Source organism: Faecalibacterium sp. i25-0019-C1 (assembly GCF_042854225.1).
Lineage (GTDB): Bacteria > Bacillota > Clostridia > Oscillospirales > Ruminococcaceae > Faecalibacterium > Faecalibacterium taiwanense.
On the sequence record NZ_AP031428.1, the window covers coordinates 2,299,850 to 2,317,019 of the forward strand.

Genomic DNA, 17,170 nt, shown 5'->3' on the forward strand with positions numbered 1-17,170 from the left:
AAACAATGTTTTGAATGAACGCACTGCCGTTCTATGATGTGTAAAGTGAGGTGCCTGCCATGACCGCCGTAATTTACGCCCGCTATTCCAGCGACAACCAGCGTGAAGAATCCATCGAAGGCCAGATTCGTGAGTGCACGGCCTATGCAGAGAAGAACGGCATCACAGTCATCAAGCACTATATTGACCGTGCACTCTCTGCCAAAACGGACAATCGTCCGGAGTTCCAGCAGATGATTAAAGACAGCGAGAAACGGCTGTTTGACATTGTGCTGGTCTGGAAACTTGACCGCTTTGCCCGAAACCGTTATGATTCGGCACACTATGAGTACCAGTTGGAGCGAAACCATGTCAAGCTGGTGTCGGCTACTGAACCAATTTCGGAAGGCCCAGCAGGTATTATGGTCAAGAGTATGCTCACCGGCATGGCTGAATACTATTCCGCAGAGCTTTCTGAAAAAGTCGTGCGCGGCATGACCGAGAATGTTCTGAAGGGCAAGTACAACGGCGGCACGATTCCCATTGGCTATACGGTAGACGAGGAAAAGTTCTTCCAGATCGATCCTTTGAAAGCCCCCTTTGTGGTAGAAGCCTTTCAGCGGTACAACGATGGCGCGACCATGAAAGAACTGATGAACTGGCTGAACGACAGCGGCGTGACCACCAACCGCAACCAGAAGTTTACCTATAACAGTATTCAGACCTTGCTGACAAACCGCCGTTATATCGGCGAGAACCGTTTTAAGGACATTGTGATGCCGGACAGCATCCCGGTTATCATTGAGAAAGAACTGTTCGATAGTGTGCAGGATAAAATCGCCAAAAACCGCCGCGCTCCGGCTCGGCACAAAGCGGAGGACGATTATTTGCTGACGACCAAGCTGTTCTGTGGAATGTGTGGCGCGATGATGTTCGGCGAGTGCGGAACGAGTCGAAATAAGAACGTCCACCATTATTATAAATGTGCTAATGCCAAGCGCACCAAGACCTGCAAGAAAAAGACCGTCCGCAAAGAGTGGCTGGAAGATCTGGTAGTCTGCGAAACCATGAAGATGATTCATGACGATGACTGCATCCAGTCTATCGTGGATGCGGTGATGATTCTTCAAGAACAGGAGAACACGGTGCTGCCCCTGCTGGAAAAGCAGATGAAGGATATAGAGAACGGCATCGAGAATCTGTTAAATGCGATTCAGGCAGGTGTACTGACCAGCTCGACCAAAGGACGCTTGGAAAAGTTGGAGGCTCAGCAGAAAGAGTTGGAAATTCGCATCGCGGAAGAAAAGCTGGCGAAACCGAAAGTCAGCGCAGATTTTGTGAAATTTTGGCTCACCAACTTTCGCAAGCTCGACCCGAACGTGAAAAGCCACCGGGAAACGCTTATCAACACGTTCGTGAACGTTGTTTATCTCTATGATGAAAAAGTTTTGATTACATTCAACTACAAAGACGGCACAAAAACCATCACTTTCGATGAAATCGCCGCCAAAGATGCCCCAGAGGGCAATGGTTCGGATTTGGGTTGCTTCGCTCCACCAAAAAACCTCAACGTATGAAAGTACGCTGAGGTTTTTGTTTTGCCCGGCATCCTAAGTCTCACTCTCGAGGGTGGATTCGAACAGCTGCGGCGACATCGCTGAAGATGGCGCAAAAACAGCCCGGTGGGCTGTTTTTAGCAGCGCGGCTCGCGACATCCACCCGCGCCCACCAAAAAAACCTCAACGTATGAAAGCACGCTGAGGTTTTTGTTTTGCTGCAAAGCCAGACTCACTGGGCGGGTGGATTCGAACAGCATCGGCCCGCCGAATAGTCCGGAGGGCAAAAAAGCCCCTGCGGGGCTTTTTTAGATGCGCGGCTCGCGACATCCACCCGCGCCCACCAAAAGAACCAGCGTAGAAATTACGCTGGTTTTTTGTTTTGCGACAAGGCTAAACTCACCGGGCGGGTGGATTCGAACAGCATCGGCCCGCCGAATAGTCCGGCGAGCAAAAAAGCCCCTGCGGGGCTTTTTGCGGGGCTTTTTTAGATGCGCGGCTCTCGACAACCACCCGCGCCCACCAAAAGGACCAGCGTAGAAATTACGCTGGTTTTTTGTTTTGCCCGGCATCTTAAGTCTCCCTCTCGAGGATGGATCCGAACAGCTGCGGCACCGTTCAGCAGGACGATCTCCTGCAGTGCAAGGATCAGCAGAACAATAAGAACCGTAGTAACCATCGTGTACCGTGCATCGTAATATTTTGCAACGGTATTCAGGTTGGTACTCTGTGCATTGATTTTTTAAATTTTTCTTCAAAAAAATCATTGACAACGCTTTCTGTGCATGATAAAATCACATTTGATTTTGAGAGACAAAGCATAGCAGAGTCTTTTCAAAGCAATTTACCATGGACCGCCCAGCGGGGCTAAGGCCATACGGACAGCCGGGTCCACTGCCGACCGGCGGCACAGCCGCCATTATTGATTGAGTGTAGCAGCTCAAATTTTATAAGTTGGTTCCTTTACAACCATGAAATTGCGCAGTCAGTGTGCAGACTTGTGAAACGGTCAATAAAGAGCAGTAAAAGCAGAATTGCTATATAGACTCTCATAATCCCGTCTTTTTGAATCATGCGAAGCGGCCTTTGTACTCTGGTGTTTCTTCCGGGGGTCTTTGGCGGCGCATTCAAATGCTTTTCAAAGCGCAAGTCTGCACTTTTTGTGCGGTACTTGCGCTTTTTTGTTTGCATCGGGATCAGGGACGGAGGAAAAACATGAGTGAGAACCGAACACGGTTCCGGCTGAACCAGAACCGTGCGCCCATCTATGAAGCGCTGGAACAGTTCCGCAAAATGCGGGTGGTGCCCTTTGATGTGCCCGGCCACAAGCGAGGCCGCGGCAACCCGGAGCTGACCGCCTTTCTGGGCCAGCAGTGCGTGGGCGTGGATGTGAACAGCATGAAGCCGCTGGATAATCTCTGCCACCCGGTATCGGTCATCCGGGAAGCAGAGGAGCTGGCCGCAGATGCCTTTGGCGCTGCCCACGCGTTCCTCATGGTGGGCGGCACCACCAGCAGTGTGCAGAGCATGGTGCTTACCGCCTGCAAGCGCGGCGATGAGATCATTCTGCCCCGCAATGTGCACCGCAGTGTGCTGAACGCACTGGTACTGTGCGGTGCGGTGCCGGTATATGTGAACCCCGAGGTGGACAAGCGCCTTGGCATCTCGCTGGGCATGAAGCGGGAACAGGTGGAAAAGGCCATTAAAGAGCATCCGAATGCTGTGGCTGTGCTGGTGAATAACCCCACCTACTACGGCATCTGCTCTGACCTGCGCGCCATCGTAAAAATGGCCCACGATGCCGGGATGCTCTGCCTTGCGGACGAAGCCCACGGCACCCACTTCTACTTTGGCGGCGGCCTGCCGGTGTCTGCCATGGCGGCAGGGGCTGATATGGCATCCGTCTCCATGCACAAGAGCGGCGGCAGTTTAACGCAGTCCAGCCTGCTGCTCATCGGCCCCAATGTGCACCCGGGCTATGTGCGGCAGATCATCAACCTGACCCAGACCACCTCCGGCAGCTACCTGCTCATGTCCAGTCTGGATATCTCCCGCCGCAACCTTGCGCAGCGCGGGCGGCAGGTATTCCACCAAGTGGCCGACATGGCCGAGTATGCCCGCGAGGAGATCAACGCCGTGGGCGGCTACTACGCCTTTGGCAAGGAGCTGTGCAACGGCGACTCCGTTTTTGACTTTGATACCACCAAGCTCAGCGTCCACACGCTGGATATCGGCCTTGCAGGCATTGAGGTGTACGACATCCTGCGCGATGAGTACGACATCCAGATCGAGTTCGGCGACATTGGCAACATCCTTGCCTATCTTTCCATCGGCGACCGCCCGCAGGAGGTGGAGCGTCTGGTCAGCGCGCTGGCCGAGATCAAGCGCCGCTACCAGACCGATGGCTCCGGCCTGCTGAGTCAGGAATACATCGACCCCGTTGTGGCTGCCAGCCCGCAGGAGGCTTTCTATGCCCCCAAAAAGAGCCTGCCCCTCCGGGAGACCGAGGGCATGGTGTGCAGCGAGTTCGTCATGTGCTACCCGCCGGGCATTCCCATTCTGGCCCCGGGCGAGCGCATCACCAAGGAAATTTTGAACTACATCGAGTACGCCAAGGCCAAGGGCTGCAGCATGACCGGCCCCGAGGACCCGGACATCGAGCGGCTGAACGTTCTGGCATAAGGAGGGAATGCAGATGGAATTTTGGTTTTCTGAGTTTCACACCCCGGACGTGAAGCACAGCATCCGGGTGAACAAACAGCTCTACTCCAAGCAGAGCGATTACCAGCGCATCGATATTTTTGAAACGCCGGAGTTTGGCCGGGTGCTCACATTGGACGGCAATGTGATGCTGACCGAGCGCGACGAATTCATCTATGACGAGATGATCGTGCATGTGCCCATGGCGGTGCACAAGCAGGCAAAAGACATCCTTGTCATCGGTGCCGGTGACGGCGGCGTGGTGCGGGAGCTGACCCGCTACGACCGGGTGGAGCGCATCGACCTTGTGGAGATGGACCCGCAGGTGGTGGAAGCCTGCCGCGCCTTCCTGCCCAGCAACGCCTGCCGCATGGATGACCGCCGGGTGCACATCTATTTTGAGAACGCCCTCAAGTATATCCGCCGCTGCGAGGAGGAGTACGACCTCATCATTGTGGACTCCTCCGATCCCTTCGGCCCATCCGAGGGTCTGTTCACCCGCGAGTTCTACGGCAGCTGCTTCAATGCCCTGAAAGCGGACGGCATCATGGTGAACCAGCAGGGCAGCCCCTTCTATGCCGAGGATGCCAGCGCCATGCAGCGCAGCCACAAGCGCATTGCGTCCACCTTCCCCATCAGCCGAGTGTATCAGGCACACATTCCCACCTTTGCGGCTGGGTACTGGCTGTTCGGCTTTGCCAGCAAAAAGTATCATCCCATCGATGATCTGGATGCAGACGCATGGAAGGCGTTGAACATGCGCACCCGCTATTACACCGCCCGGCTGCATGTCGGCGCATTTTACCTGCCGGCATTCCTTGAGGAAATGCTGCGGGAAGTGGAGGAACACTGATGCAACCCAACATTGAAAACTTCATCGGCTGTGACAGCAGCTACCGCGCCGCCAGCATCGTGCTGTACGGTGCGCCCTACGATTCCACCACCAGCTACCGCCCGGGCGCACGGTTCGGCCCGGCGGCCATCCGACACGAAAGCTATGGTCTGGAGACCTACAGCCCCTACCAGAATGCCGACCTGACCGATTTTGACATCTTCGACAGCGGCGATCTGGAGCTGTGCTTCGGCTCCAGCGAGAGCGCCCTTGCGGACATCGAAGCCCGCGCAGAGGAGATCCTGCAGGACGGCAAGTTCCCGTTGCTGCTGGGCGGTGAACATCTGGTGACGCTGGGTGCCGTGCGGGCTGCTGTGAAGAAATATCCGGATCTGCACATCGTGCACTTTGATGCCCACGCCGACCTGCGGGACGACTACCTTGGTGCAAAGCTGAGCCACGCCTGCGTGCTGCGCCGCTGCCATGAGCTGGTGGGTGATGGCCGCATCCATCAGTTCTGCATCCGCAGCGGCGACCGCGCCGAGTTCGAGTTTGCAGCCCAGCACACCGAGATGCACAAATTCGATTTTACCGGCCTTGCTGAGCTGACGGAACAGCTGTGCGAGAGCAAGGTGCCCGTCTACCTGACCATCGACCTCGACTGTCTGGACCCCTCCTGCTTCCCCGGCACCGGCACGCCCGAAGCCGGCGGCGTGAGCTTTTTGCAGCTTCTGGATGCCATCCGCACCGTGACGAAAGCCAACATCGTAGCCGCAGACCTCAACGAGCTGGCTCCCACGCTGGATACCACCGGCGTTTCCACCGCCACCGCCTGCAAGGTGCTGCGCGAAACGCTGATCGCGCTGGACAAGGGCTGGCCCGGCTTTCAGGTCTGACCGAATTTGCACACATTGACATAAAGGAGAAAAATCATGAGCAAAGTTCTGATCATCGGCTGCGGCGGCGTGGCCTCCGTTGCCATCCACAAGTGCTGTCAGGTACCCGAGGTGTTCACCGAGATCTGCATCGCCAGCCGTACCAAGTCCAAGTGCGACAAGCTGGCTGCAGAACTGGCCCCCAAAACCGCTACCAAGATCACCACCGCACAGGTGGATGCCGACAAGGTGGACGAGGTGATCGCCCTCATCAAGGCTTATCAGCCCGACCTCGTGATGAACATTGCCCTGCCCTATCAGGACCTGACCATCATGGATGCCTGCCTTGCCTGCGGCGTAAACTATATGGACACCGCCAACTACGAGCCGGAGAACACCGACGACCCGGAGTGGCGTGCCATCTACGAGAAGCGCTGCAAGGAAGCAGGCTTCTCCGCCTACTTTGATTACAGCTGGCAGTGGGCCTACGCAAAGAAGTTTGAGGAAGCCGGCCTGACCGCCCTGCTGGGCAGCGGCTTCGACCCGGGCGTGACCCAGGCTTACTGCGCCTACGCCAAAAAGCACGAGTTCGACACCATTGACACCATTGATATTCTGGACTGCAACGGCGGCGACCACGGCTATGCCTTTGCCACCAACTTTAACCCGGAGATCAATCTGCGCGAGGTGTCCGCTCCCGGCAGCTACTGGGAGAACGGCCACTGGGTGGAGATCCCGGCTATGAGCATCAAGCGGGAATACAACTTCGATCAGGTGGGCGACAAGGATATGTACCTGCTGCACCACGAGGAGATCGAGTCCCTTGCCAAGAACATCCCGGAGGCAAAGCGCATCCGCTTCTTCATGACCTTTGGCCAGAGCTATCTCGACCACATGCGCTGTCTGGAGGATGTGGGCATGCTGTCCACCACCCCGGTCAACTTCAACGGGCAGGAGATCGTGCCCATCCAGTTCCTCAAGGCTCTGCTGCCGGACCCCGCCAGCCTTGGCCCCCGCACCAAGGGCAAGACCAACATCGGCTGCATCTTCACCGGCAAGAAGGACGGCAAGGAAAAGACCTACTATATTTATAATGTGTGCGACCATCAGGAGTGCTACAAGGAGGTCGGCTCTCAGGCCATCAGCTACACCACCGGCGTACCGGCCATGTGCGGCGCACTGATGCTGCTCACCGGCAAGTGGACCACCAAGGGCGTGCACACTGTGGAAGAGTTTGATCCGGACCCGTATCTGGACGCTCTGGACAAGTACGGCCTGCCCCGTTCCGAGAGCCACAGCCCGGCGCTGGTGGACTGATGCGGCTGGCCGATACCCGCCCGCCCTTTGCGGGCCTTACAAACCTTTCTTGGGAAGCGCTTGCCTCTCTGCCCACCCCCTGCTACCTGCTGGACGAAGGGCAGCTGCGCCGCAACGGCGAACTTCTGCTGGGGGTGCAGCAGCGCACCGGCTGCAAAATTCTGCTGGCGCAGAAGGCTTTTTCCAACTTTAATGTTTACCCGGTGCTGGCCCCTTATCTGGCGGGCACCGAGGCCAGTGGCCTGTACGAGAGCCGCCTTGGCAAAGAAGAGCTGCCGGAAAAAGAGAACCATGTGTTCTGCGCGGCCTACCGGGCAGACGAGTTCGCGGAGCTGCTGCAGTACGCCGACCACATCGTGTTCAATTCGCCCAGCCAGCTGGCAAAGTTCGGCCCGGCAGCAAAGGCGGCGGGCAAGAGCGTGGGCCTGCGGCTGAACCCGGAGTGCTCCACGCAGGAAGGCCATGCAATTTACGACCCCTGCGCCCCGGGCAGCCGCCTTGGCACCACCCGCGCCCAGTGGGATGCCGCCGTGCAGGCAGACCCGGCCCTGCCCGAATTACTGGACGGACTGCACTTCCACACCCTGTGCGAGCAGGATGCCGATGCACTGGCCCTGACGCTGGCGGCGGTGGAAGCAAAGTTCGGGGGGCTTCTGCCCCGGATGAAGTGGCTCAACTTTGGCGGCGGGCACCATATCACCCGCCCCGGCTACCGCCTTGCCACGCTGGAACAGTGCATTACCGAAACACAGAAAAAGTACGGCGTGCAGGTGTATCTGGAGCCGGGCGAAGCATGGGCGCTGAACGCCGGGTATCTTGTTACCACTGTGCTGGATACTTTGCAAAATGGCGAGACGAGCCTTGCCATTCTGGACATGTCTGCGGCCTGCCACACCCCGGATGTGATCGAGATGCCCTACCGCCCGCCGCTGATGGATGCCGGGGACCCCGGCGAAAAGCCGTACCTCATCCGCCTTGGCGGCCCCACCTGCCTTGCCGGGGATGTGGTGGGCGACTACAGCTTTGCCTCCCCGCTCACCGAGGGGCAAAGGCTCATTTTCGGCGATATGGCCATCTACACCACCTGCAAGAACAACACCTTCAACGGGATGCCGCTGCCGCCCATCTGGGCAATGGACGAAAACGGCACCTGCCGGGAGCTGGTGAAGTTCGGCTACAGCGATTTCAAGATGCGGCTGGGACGTGCAGCGGATTAAAGTACGACCCTTACGGCAAATCTGTATTCATTCAAAAGACAGTCTGTATCAAAACCGCCCAAAATGCACGCTGTTCAAGTACAGTTTCTTTTTATCATCTGACGAAAATTTAAAAAAATTCATATTCAGCCTAGACAAGTTCCTTTTCATGTGCTAAAACAATGCTAAGAAACCCGCAACGATGCAGGATCTGAGGATCACTGCGCCGTTGCGGGTTTTTCTTGTTTTATCTGGGAAAGTGTCAAGAAATAATAGAGGAGGCAATTCTTATGAAAGCATTCATTTCGCGTCGTGATTTCCTGAAAGCGGCAGGCATCACCGCCGCAGCAGCAGCTTTGGCAGGCTGCTCTTCTTCTGGCGGTTCCGCAAGCGGCTCTTCTGCAGGCGGCAAGACCATTAAGATCGGCGTGTTTGAACCGGCTTCCGGTGATAACGGCGCAGGCGGCAAGCAGGAAGTGCTGGGTGTCGAGTATGCCAACAGCCTTGCTCCCACCGTGGAGATCGGCGGTGAGACCTATAACGTGGAGCTGGTGGAAGTGGATAACCAGTCCAGCACCGATAAGGCCGTGACTGCTGCACAGGAGCTGGTCTCCAAGAAAGTCTCCATCGTGCTGGGCAGCTACGGCTCCGGTGTTTCCATTGCAGCCGCTCCCACCTTCCAGTCCGCTTCCATCCCGGCCATTGGCTGCTCCTGCACCAACCCCGCCGTGACTGAGGCCAACCCCTACTACTTCCGTGTCTGCTTCCTTGACCCGTTCCAGGGCTCGGTCATGGCAAACTTTGCAAAGGATGAGTTCAGTGCTGCCAACGCCTACGTGCTGAGCATGCTGGGCGAGGACTACGGCTCCGGTCTGGCCACCTACTTCGTCAACGCTTTTGAGGATCTGGGCGGCACTGTTACCAGCGAGCAGTTCCCCGAGGGCACCTCGGACTTCTCCGCCTACATCCAGAACGCCATCAACGCCGGTGCAGATGTGATCTTTGCTCCCTGCGCCACCACCTACGCCGCCCAGATCATCACACAGGCTGCTTCTGCAGGCTTCGACAAACCCATTACCGCAGGCGACACATGGGAGTCCAGCGTTATTCTGGATGCCCAGAAGGGCACCAGCGTGCAGGTGTATTGCTCCACCTTCTTTGATGAGAACGATGATTCCGGCGCAGCCAAGGAGTTCGTGACCGGCTTTAAGGAGTGGCTGAACGCCGACAGCCAGAAGCTGACCAACAACGGCGGCAATGACATCGTGGCAGCTGTTTCTGCACTGGGCTACGACGGCTACATGGTGGCTCTGGAAGCCATCAAGGCAGCAGGCAGCACCGACGGCACCGCCATCCGCGATGCTCTGTACGGCGTAAACTACGACGGCGTGACCGGCAACATCACCTTTGACCAGACCACCGGTGATGCCAACAAGGATATGGCTTACATCAAGAAAGCTGCCGACGGCGCATTTGAGTTCGTCAAGACTCAGAGCGTGGAAGGCTGATTTGAACCTGTAAACTCCTTCAGTCAACGCCTGACGGCGTTGCCAGCTCCCTCAACGAGGGAGCCTTTTTGTAGCCTTCCGGCAGGTTTGGCTCCCTCTGGGAGGGGGCTGTCACCGGAGGTGACTGGAGGAGTTTATTTTATTAAAAGTTGTAAGAAATGGAGGGTCCCCCTTATGGCTGCAAAGTTTCTGCCCTATTTGCTGGCAGGTATCTCGGTGGGCGGCCAGTATGCATTGATTGCCATTGGCTACACGATGGTGTACGGCATCCTGCGCCTGATCAACTTTGCCCACGGCGATATCTTTACCGTAGCCGGTTTTCTGATGGTGTACGCTACTGCTTCCCTTCCGCTGACCATTTCCATCCCGTTGGTGGTGGTGGCAACGGTACTGCTGGGCATCGCAGTGGAAAAGATCGCCTACAAGCCCCTGCGCACCGCGCCGCGCATGTCGGTAATGATCTCCGCGATCGGTATGTCCTACCTTTTGCAGAACTCGATGTGGTATGTCACCGGCGGTCTGGCCAAGCAGTACCCTGCCCTGCCGTGGATCAGCGACACCGTCATGGTGCTGGGCTGCCAGACCAAGCGAGTGACGGTGGTAACGCCGTTCCTCGTCATTGTGCTGGTGGCAGCACTTGTTACCCTGATCCAGAAGACCAAGATCGGCATGGCCATGCGCGCCGCTTCCCGCGATTTTGAGACCGCTCAGCTGATGGGTATCAAGATCAACAATGTCATCTCCTTTACCTTTGCGGTGGGCAGCTTTCTTGCGGCCATCGGCTCCATGATGTATTTTTCCAACTACACGGCAGTCACCCCCACTGTGGGTGCGATGCCCGGCCTGAAAGCCTTTGTGGCTGCGGTGTTCGGCGGCATCGGTTCCATTCCCGGTGCGGTGATCGGCGGCTTCATCATCGGCATCTGCGAGAGCCTTATTAAAGGTGCAGGCGCTACCACCTTCAGTGATGCGTTCACCTTTGCACTGCTGATTGTGGTGCTGGCCGTCAAGCCTACCGGCCTGTTCAGTGAAAACCTGACCGAGAAAGTGTGATGACCATGAAACAAGAGAAAAAACGCATCTATCTCCGGGCCGCACTGGCGCTGGCCGCTCTGCTGGTGGTGCTGCTTGCACTGGATAACCTGAGCTTTGTGCCCTCCATGCTGCTCACCGTGCTGCGCAAGGGTGCCATCTATGCACTGGTGGCTGTCTCCATGAACCTGCTGAACGGCTTTACCGGCCTGTTCAGTCTGGGTCAGGCAGGCTTTATGCTGCTGGGTGCCTACACCTACGCCATCCTCACCATTCCCGCCGCTTCGCAGAAGTCCATCTATCAGCGCTATGCAAACGGCGGCATCGGCTTCTCCATCCCGGAACTGCTCTCCAAACCTCTGGGCGGCTTCGGCCTGCTGCTGGGTGTTGTGTTCTGCCTGATCCTGGCCGGTTTTACCGCAGCTCTGTTCGCCTTCCTCATCGGCCTGCCGGTGCTGAAGCTCAAGAGCGATTATCTTGCCATTGCTACACTGGGCTTTGCCGAGATCATCCGTGCCGCCGTGGTTTACGAGGGCTTTGGCCCGCTGACCAACGGCTCCAACCTTCTGTACGGCTTTACCAGCTTTGCCAGTTTCAACCTTTCGCTGGGCGGCACGACCCTGCATCTGGAGACCGTGATGCCCTTCCTCTTCTCCGGCATCTGCATCGCCATCATTCTGCTGCTCATCAACTCCACCTATGGCCGTGCCTTCAAAGCCATCCGTGATGACGAGATCGCTGCCGAAGCCATGGGCATCAACCTTGCCAGCCACAAGCGCATGAGCTTTATCATCAGCAGCTTCTTTGCCGGTATCTCCGGCGCAATGCTTGCCATGTATCAGGCCAGCGTGCAGGCCACCACCTTCAAATCCAGCATGACCTACGAGATCCTGCTGATCGTGGTCATTGGCGGCATTGGCTCGGTGTCCGGTTCCATCATCGCGTCCTTCCTGTTCATCGCCAGCTCCGAGTGGCTGCTGCGCTTCCTCGACAACGAGACCTGGATCGGCGGCTTCCGTGTGCCGCTGCTGCGTTCCGGCTTCCGCATGGTGGTGTTCAGCATCATCATTATGGCGGTGGTGCTGTTCTTCCGCAAGGGCATCATGGGCGACCGTGAATTGTTCCAGAAAAAGCCCGCATCCACTGCAAAAACTGCCAAAAAGGAGGCGCGTTCCAAATGAGTGAAAACGTATTGACCATTGAAAACGCCACGATGCAGTTTGGCGGCGTGGTGGCTGTGGATAATCTGAACCTGAAGGTGGATAAAGATCAGATCGTCTCCCTCATCGGCCCCAACGGTGCCGGCAAGACCACCGCGTTCAACGTTGTCACCGGCGTGTATGCGCCCACCAACGGCGCGGTGTGGTTCGAGGGACGCAAGATCATTGAGAACACGCCCCACGGCAAGATGAAAAAGCTCTATAAGGGCCAGAACGCGAGCAAGTATTCCCACATGATCGCCCCCACGCCCGATAAGATCACCCAGATGGGTATTGCCCGCACCTTCCAGAATATCCGTCTATGGAAGAGCCAGACCGTGTTTGAGAACGTGCTCATCGCCAAGCACTGCCGCCGCTCGGCCAACCTGCTGAGCGCTACCTTCCGGCTGAATGCAGACGAGGAAAAGCGCCAGCGCGAGGAGTGCGAAAACCTGCTGCATGTGCTTGGACTTGAGGATGTGCGCAATGAACTGGCTACTGGCCTGCCCTACGGCCTGCAGCGCCGGGTGGAGATCGCGCGCGCGCTTGCCACCGAGCCGAAGCTGCTGCTGCTGGATGAGCCTGCTGCCGGTATGAACCCGCAGGAGACCGAAGAACTGACCGCCTTTATTGACCGCATCCGCACCGATTTCAGACTGACCGTGTTCATGATCGAGCACCACATGGATCTGGTGATGGATATTTCCGACCGGGTCTATGTGCTGGACTTTGGCCGCTTGATCGCCGAGGGTACGCCCGCCGAGGTGCAGAACGACCCGCGAGTGATCGACGCTTATCTGGGGGTGGACGAAGATGCTTGAGATCAAGGATTTACATGTTTCCTACGGCGGCATTCAGGCCTTGCGCGGTGTGTCGCTGAACGTGCCGGACGGCAAGATCGTTACCCTGATCGGTGCCAACGGCGCAGGCAAGTCCACCCTGATGCGCACCATTTCCGGCCTCGTAAAGGCACAGAGCGGCTCCATTTTGTGGAACGGGCAGGAACTGCTGGGCAAGCCCATCGACCAGATCGTGGCCAGCGGCATTGCCATGTCGCCGGAGGGCCGCCGGGTGTTTGCCGACCTGACTGTGCTGGAAAATCTGAAGATCGGCGCATACCTGCGCAAGGATAAGGCCGAAACCGAAAAAGACCTTGAGTGGGTGTACAGTCTGTTCCCCCGCCTGAAGGAGCGCAGCTGGCAGAGCGCCGGTACCCTTTCCGGCGGCGAACAGCAGATGCTGGCCGTAGGCCGCGCCCTGATGAGCAAGCCGAAGCTGCTCATGCTGGACGAGCCAAGCCTCGGCCTTGCACCCATCGTGGTGCGGGAGATTTTTGATATCATCCGCACCGTGAACCAGCAGGGCATCACCGTGCTGCTGAACGAACAGAACGCCAACATGGCCCTGAAGGTGGCCGATTACGCCTATGTGCTGGAGACCGGTACCCTGACCCTTTCCGGCACGGGTGCTGAACTGCTGACCAATGAACAGGTCAAGGCCGCATACCTCGGCAAAAAGCGCGTTGACCGCACCTGAAACTTTATAAGAACCGCTAACGGCAGAGAGGGGCTGCTGCAAAACAGCTCCATGAAAAAATAACGCAAAAAAATGCCTCAGTATGGCAGGCGGAACAGGCTCATCATGCAAACAACGAAAAACAGGAAGTTCTCTCCGGTGGGGAACTCCCTGCTGTACATATCGCTATCGCATGTGGCTTTTGGCAGGGTGCGTCCGAGAGCAGAGTTCCCATAAAACAGTATTTGCAAAAGTTCCCTAAATGGGGAAGATTTGGCGTGACTTCGGTCACGCCTTTTCTTTTGCTTCCAGTTCATCCAGAGGGATGTACCCCAGCCCATCGTACTTGATATGGATGTGCTGCACCCGCTTTCCGCTGGACTTATTCGGGGCATCCACATAGATGGCTGACACCAGTTCACGGAGAGCATAAGGGGTGAGTTCTTCAATATGAACGTATTTGTGCGCTTTCTGGACGAACTTCTCAATATTCTCGATCTGCTGTTCCTGTACTTCGATTTCCTGCTGGATAGAGAGGGCTTCCTCTTCCAGATGCTTCTGTTCGGCATCGTAGCTCTGGCTCATCATGTCAAAGCGTTCATCGCTCAGCTTTCCGCTGGCGTTATCCTCGTAGATTTTCATGAACAGCCGTTTGAGGTCTGCAATCCGCTTCTCATTCCGGGCAAGCTGCTTCTTCAGGACGGTCAGCTTTTCGGTGCTTTCCACCCGAAGCTGCTCCTCCATGACCTTGCGGAAGTAGTCTTCATGACGGAGAATGTAGTCCGTCACCCGCTGAACATGACTCAGTACACGTCCTTCCAGAACCTTTACCCGGATGAAGTGTCCCTTGCACTTGCTCCCGTTCTTCTTGTGCAGAGAGCAATCAAAGAAGTCTTGACTGAAGTCCCTGTTGTTGGACGAACCATATTGCATCTTGGAACCGCAGTCAGCGCAGTAGACCATACCGGAGAAAATGCTGCTCTTGCCTGTCCGAGTCATGCGGTGACGCTGGTTACGAATCTCCTGAACCTTTTCAAACACATCATCGTCAATAATGCGCTCATGTGTATCCGGGAAGATAGCCTGATTTTCCACAGGATTCAGATGTCTCTTTTTATCCCAGATAGAGTTAGTATAGGTCTTGAAGTTGACTGTGCAGCCAGTGTACTCCCGGCGTTCCAGAATCAAACTTACTGCTCTTTTATCCCAGCGGTAAGGGTCTTCCGGGGCAGGTGCGTTTGTACTCCGGCCATGGCTCAGCTTGTAGGCGGTGGGAGTCAGAACTTTGTCCACCCACAGTTGGTTTGCAATTTGGGTCGGGCCACGTCCCTCCATGCACATGGAGAAGATGCGCTTCACAATCGCAGCCGCTTCCGGGTCAACAAGCCAATGCTTCGGGTTCTCCGGGTCTTTTACATAGCCGTACGGAACATTGACCGTCAGCGGCACTCCACGCTCTCCCTTGGCCTTCTGGACAGCCCGAATCTTGCGGCTGGTATCGCGGGCGTAAAACTCGTTGAACCAGTTCTTAATACCCGCAAAATCGTTGTTTACGCTGTTCGGGTCAATGGTGTCGTAATTGTCGTTAATGGCAATGTAGCGAACGCCATACTGGGGAAAGGTAAAGTTTGTGTACAGACCCGTCAAGGCAGAGTTGCGCCCCAGTCGGGACAGGTCTTTCGTGATAACGATTCCTACACGCCCTGCTTCGATCTCGACCAGCATACTCTGAAAGCCGGGGCGGTCATAGTTCGTGCCGGAGTAGCCATCATCCACAAAGAACACCGGGTTCGGGAAGTGGTTCTTTTTGGCGTATTCCAGAAGGATAGCCTTCTGGTTCTCAATGGACAGGCTTTCGCCGAGCCGTGCGTCCTCTTGCGACAGTCGGCAGTAAAGTGCGGAGATTTTATTCGTTGCTCCAGACATTGTTGTGTCCTCCTTACTCTGTGGAGCAACTGTCGGTACAGGATTGGTTACCGGGTCAAGTATAGCAGAATTGGACGCAGTTGTCATTCGTCTGCACCCTCATCTTCAAATTTTTGCTGGGCGTTCTTGGCAACAATGCGCTCCAGCTTCTTCAAAAAGGACTCCTTGCCCTCATAGCTGCCGGTCACGGTGTAGGTGGTGTGACCGACTTTCTCCGTGGTGGTCAGTTCTGGAATCCAGAAAGCGGACAGGTTCTTGACATGGAGGTTGCCGTTCTCGTCCACATAAGAGCTGTGTTTCTTCTGCTCTTCGGTCAAGGGCTTCCGCTTGAAATAGATTTCATTTTCGGAGATGTTCACAGTCTCGCTGGTCTGCTCTTTCGGGGCATCATCATACAGCTGTGCGAAAAATGCCAGTGCATCTTCGGGTGGTTCTTCCTCCATGAGCTGCTCGAAAACTCGCTGTTCCTCTGCCGAGAGGTTATTCCATGCGGCTTCCAACTCCTGCTCGTTGGCTGCGTTGACGAAGGCTTCGATCTCTTTTTTCATGGTGCATCCTCCTTTGGCTGCGAAAAGCGGATTTTCAAAAAGTATGGGTTTTCGTGAGAGCAAGAATCGTCCCGTGGCCACAAATTTTCAATTCTTGAAAATTCTTGCCCTTTTGGGACAGCTTCTTGTTGGGGCGTGCCTGCCCCAAACCCTGCTAGGTGATTTCATTCTTGGTGGTTGCTATATTGCTTATATGCCTTTTCAAATCCTGATTTGTTATATATGATAAATTTATAACATTCTCCATCTTTCATGGAAATTGCTGCAACAGGAACGACCATCTGACTCCATGAAAGCTCCCTTATCTCGTTCATGGGCAATACAAGGTTGCGATACAGTGGACTGACTGTGAGCTTTTGAGTTGAATATGTAATGCTCTGTTCATCAATGTACAAACCACCGCCAATGATTCCATTACGGCATAAGCTACACACAAAAGTTTTTCCCATAATATTACCGCCTCCTATTAGTTGATGGTTGGTTAAGTTGAGTATATCATATTGATTTCCAGAAGAACACCCCTATATAGGAGATTTTAGCCGTTTTACTGCGTACGTGCGTACGAGAGATTGGTACGCACGTACGCAGCGATTTGCCCGAAGCGCACCCTATATAGCCGTTTCCCCCTCGGAGAGCCCACTACACTTTGCAGACCACAGGGATGAAAGTGTCATAGTGGGTTATTACACTTCCGCAGAAGTGCCTTCTCCTCGCCGCAGACAGCCGGGTGTGCCTTTTGTGAGAGCTTTCTGTGCGGCGAATCTACATCGCCCACAGGCGATGTAAGCAGGGATTCCAAAGGGGCGCAGCACCCTTGGCACACGACTTTGGTACAAAGTCTAGTGTGTTACACCTTTCCAGAGGTGTATACGTTCCTGAAATGCAAAAAGCCCCATACCCAACACCTTAACGGTGCGGACATGGGACTTGATGCTTCCTCGGCCTAGCCGGGTACTCCGTAACCAATCCTGACAGGCAGTTGCCGTG

Annotated in this window: 14 protein-coding genes; 11 read left to right on the plus strand and 3 right to left on the minus strand. The window is 55.8% G+C overall.

Annotation, left to right across the window (positions count from 1 at the left end; translation table 11 throughout):
• The first annotated feature begins 59 nt into the window (after nt 1–59).
• From ACGHUK_RS11400 to ACGHUK_RS11450, 11 genes are all read left to right on the plus strand, one after another.
• Nucleotides 60–1,556 (plus strand): recombinase family protein, encoded by a 1,497-nt coding sequence (locus tag ACGHUK_RS11400; protein ID WP_390574345.1) that lies wholly within the window; start codon nt 60–62, stop codon nt 1,554–1,556.
• 1,194 nt (nt 1,557–2,750) lie between these two features.
• Nucleotides 2,751–4,217: an aminotransferase class I/II-fold pyridoxal phosphate-dependent enzyme gene (locus ACGHUK_RS11405; protein ID WP_097775018.1), complete on the plus strand. Its 1,467-nt coding sequence runs from the start codon at nt 2,751–2,753 to the stop codon at nt 4,215–4,217.
• A gap of 13 nt (nt 4,218–4,230) precedes the next feature.
• On the plus strand, nt 4,231–5,088 hold the full coding sequence (gene speE, locus ACGHUK_RS11410) for a polyamine aminopropyltransferase (protein ID WP_044953854.1): 858 nt from the start codon (nt 4,231–4,233) through the stop codon (nt 5,086–5,088).
• Nucleotides 5,088–5,963, plus strand: a complete 876-nt coding sequence (gene speB / locus ACGHUK_RS11415) for an agmatinase (RefSeq protein ID WP_005943304.1) — start codon at nt 5,088–5,090, stop codon at nt 5,961–5,963. The genes speE and speB overlap by 1 nt, the downstream gene beginning before the upstream one ends.
• A gap of 36 nt (nt 5,964–5,999) precedes the next feature.
• Nucleotides 6,000–7,259 carry a saccharopine dehydrogenase family protein gene (locus ACGHUK_RS11420; RefSeq protein WP_005943308.1) on the plus strand — a complete coding sequence of 420 codons (1,260 nt, stop codon included), beginning with the start codon at nt 6,000–6,002 and terminating at the stop codon, nt 7,257–7,259.
• Nucleotides 7,259–8,476 (plus strand): carboxynorspermidine decarboxylase, encoded by a 1,218-nt coding sequence (locus tag ACGHUK_RS11425; protein ID WP_390574346.1) that lies wholly within the window; start codon nt 7,259–7,261, stop codon nt 8,474–8,476. The genes ACGHUK_RS11420 and ACGHUK_RS11425 overlap by 1 nt, the downstream gene beginning before the upstream one ends.
• 269 nt (nt 8,477–8,745) lie before the next feature.
• Nucleotides 8,746–9,963, plus strand: coding sequence for an ABC transporter substrate-binding protein (locus ACGHUK_RS11430; RefSeq protein WP_044953856.1), 1,218 nt, complete (start codon nt 8,746–8,748; stop codon nt 9,961–9,963).
• Between the two features lie 174 nt (nt 9,964–10,137).
• Complete coding sequence (locus ACGHUK_RS11435; RefSeq protein WP_390574347.1) at nt 10,138–11,016, plus strand: branched-chain amino acid ABC transporter permease; 879 nt, start codon at nt 10,138–10,140, stop codon at nt 11,014–11,016.
• Complete coding sequence (locus tag ACGHUK_RS11440; RefSeq protein ID WP_390574348.1) at nt 11,016–12,176, plus strand: branched-chain amino acid ABC transporter permease; 1,161 nt, start codon at nt 11,016–11,018, stop codon at nt 12,174–12,176. The genes ACGHUK_RS11435 and ACGHUK_RS11440 overlap by 1 nt, the downstream gene beginning before the upstream one ends.
• Nucleotides 12,173–13,015 carry an ABC transporter ATP-binding protein gene (locus tag ACGHUK_RS11445; RefSeq protein WP_005943322.1) on the plus strand — a complete coding sequence of 281 codons (843 nt, stop codon included), beginning with the start codon at nt 12,173–12,175 and terminating at the stop codon, nt 13,013–13,015. The genes ACGHUK_RS11440 and ACGHUK_RS11445 overlap by 4 nt, the downstream gene beginning before the upstream one ends.
• On the plus strand, nt 13,008–13,730 hold the full coding sequence (locus ACGHUK_RS11450; protein ID WP_097775012.1) for an ABC transporter ATP-binding protein: 723 nt from the start codon (nt 13,008–13,010) through the stop codon (nt 13,728–13,730). The genes ACGHUK_RS11445 and ACGHUK_RS11450 overlap by 8 nt, the downstream gene beginning before the upstream one ends.
• A gap of 267 nt (nt 13,731–13,997) precedes the next feature.
• On the opposite strand, the gene ACGHUK_RS11455 is transcribed toward ACGHUK_RS11450, so the two are convergent.
• The 3 genes from ACGHUK_RS11455 to ACGHUK_RS11465 form a co-directional block, all read right to left on the minus strand.
• Nucleotides 13,998–15,635 (minus strand): recombinase family protein, encoded by a 1,638-nt coding sequence (locus ACGHUK_RS11455; RefSeq protein ID WP_390574350.1) that lies wholly within the window; start codon nt 15,633–15,635, stop codon nt 13,998–14,000.
• 83 nt (nt 15,636–15,718) lie between these two features.
• Nucleotides 15,719–16,183, minus strand: coding sequence for a hypothetical protein (locus tag ACGHUK_RS11460; protein WP_112120869.1), 465 nt, complete (start codon nt 16,181–16,183; stop codon nt 15,719–15,721).
• 164 nt (nt 16,184–16,347) lie between these two features.
• On the minus strand, nt 16,348–16,632 hold the full coding sequence (locus ACGHUK_RS11465) for a hypothetical protein (protein ID WP_015538118.1): 285 nt from the start codon (nt 16,630–16,632) through the stop codon (nt 16,348–16,350).
• Nucleotides 16,633–17,170 lie beyond the last annotated feature (538 nt).